The 1728-nt window shown below is 41.6% G+C and carries 3 protein-coding genes; 1 reads left to right on the top strand and 2 read right to left on the bottom strand.

From position 1 onward, the window contains the following. Positions 1–186 precede the first annotated feature (186 nt). Positions 187–657, bottom strand: coding sequence for a P-loop NTPase family protein (locus F6K20_RS37150; protein ID WP_008188906.1), 471 nt, complete (start codon positions 655–657; stop codon positions 187–189). Positions 658–785: 128 nt separating this feature from the next. Beyond that, positions 786–1115, bottom strand: a complete 330-nt coding sequence (locus F6K20_RS37145) for a hypothetical protein (protein ID WP_287298213.1) — start codon at positions 1113–1115, stop codon at positions 786–788. A gap of 112 nt (positions 1116–1227) precedes the next feature. Between F6K20_RS37145 and F6K20_RS37140 the strand changes: the two genes are divergently transcribed. Next, complete coding sequence (locus F6K20_RS37140; protein ID WP_287298211.1) at positions 1228–1620, top strand: hypothetical protein; 393 nt, start codon at positions 1228–1230, stop codon at positions 1618–1620. The last annotated feature ends 108 nt before the right edge of the window (positions 1621–1728 follow it).

Below are 1728 nucleotides of genomic sequence, written 5' to 3'. Positions count from 1 at the left end.
TGGATTCTTATGATGACTTCAGCAATTCTGTCTACTGTCTACTCCTGAAAATAATTAGTTAAGACATAATTCGAGGGAGTGATAAAATCCTAAAAAGGGTGTTAGACAATCCTAGCATTAGAGAATTGGATTTGGCGTTCGCGCAGCGTGGCCTACGGCCACAGCCGAGGCTACGCGAACCCATGATTAATTTATTTCTATTTTATTGCCGCTAAAACTTTTGAATAGTCTATCATGGCAGCTAAAGGAATATTCATCATCACGTGAATAGTAGTCTTTAATCCAGGTTTGTAAAAATTCAAAATTCGCTTCTTGTTCTTTGGGAGTCTTATACTTATGGGGCTCCCATGGTCTGAGTCGATTGTTTTCTAGGCATTTTTTAACTCCAGGATTCAAAAATATCATCTCGGATGAATAGTTGGCGGCTGTTTCAATTAAACTACCGTAGCATCCTTCAATTATCCATCCAGGATTTTTTTGAATAAAGTCGATTAATAATCTCTCGCTTTCGGCATCTTCCCGTCTTACTCCTGGTAGATCGGGTATCCAAGTAATAGTATCTAGATCTAATATGGGTAAGCTTAACTCAACCTGCAATTTTAAGGCTAAGGTAGTTTTTCCCGCTCCAGAGTTGCCGAATATTAGTATCTTTCTCATGATAAATGAAATAGACAAAAGGTAAGCATATGCGCTACGGGCACGCTAAGGGAACAACCCTTAGCTATCAGCTATCAGGCGGGGAGCCTTGAGCACTAGAGTCTTGCTCAGGTAATTAGGATTGCTTTTTACTTTAAATCCGCTTCCCAAACACCAATGTAAATGCGATCGCTACCGTCTCGTTCAATCACACCCTGCAAGCGGTTATTATTACCACTGGAAAATTTATAGGTCTTAGACTCGCGCTGATATACATCTTTCAGCCCCTGTTTAATGTCAGTGGAGATGTTGTTACTGAGCAGCTTGTCTAAGGTCTGTGACATGATTTCTAGGTCAACGGATTGCGAAAAAGTAACTTCCGTTTGGCGCAGACGCCCAGAACTTCGATCAAACAAGTATCCTAGATCTACTTGATTGGGCACAACGTTTTTATAAAGGAAAGCGCGAGTCTTCCACATGCCGTTTGATTTTTTTGTGGGCTTGCCTAAAGCATATTCCACTGCTCTGCGCTGAGTTCCTGGGGGAAATTTGGGAATAGCCTTGAGCTGAGCAAGATTTTGGTTATTGGTATTGTTTTCTACGATGGGTGAAGGTTCGGTGATAGGTTTCCGTGTTGTTACTGGAACTGGTTTTACAGTAGTGTCTGGTTTGGATGGGGATGTTGGTGTTACCGGATCGGTTACCTTAGTTTCTGGTTTTGATATCGAGGGAGTAGTTACCGGATCAGTTACCTTAGTGTCTGGTTGTGATGGGTTTGATGGTGTGACCGGATCAGTTACGGCAGTTTCTGGTTGTGATGGGGATGATGGTGTGACCGGATCGGTTACGGTAGTCTCTGGTTGTGATGGGTTTGATGGTGTGACCGGATCGGTTACGGTAGTCTCTGGTTGTGATGGGTTTGATGGTGTGACCGGATCAGTTACGGTAGTCTCTGGTGTAGTTACTGGTGATGGTGAGCTTTGAATCTTATTCTGAATCGATTAAGTTGTGAATGTGTTTACCATTTTTAAGGGTAGTAACTTCTGGTGTAAATTGTAAAATTGTAAAAAAAAAAAAAATTATGAAATCTAT

It is taken from the genome of Moorena sp. SIO2C4, assembly GCF_010672485.1.
In the GTDB taxonomy this organism is placed as follows: domain Bacteria; phylum Cyanobacteriota; class Cyanobacteriia; order Cyanobacteriales; family Coleofasciculaceae; genus Moorena; species Moorena producens.
The sequence above is the reverse complement of the archived record's forward strand: the minus strand, read 5'-3'. Positions and strand labels throughout refer to the sequence as shown.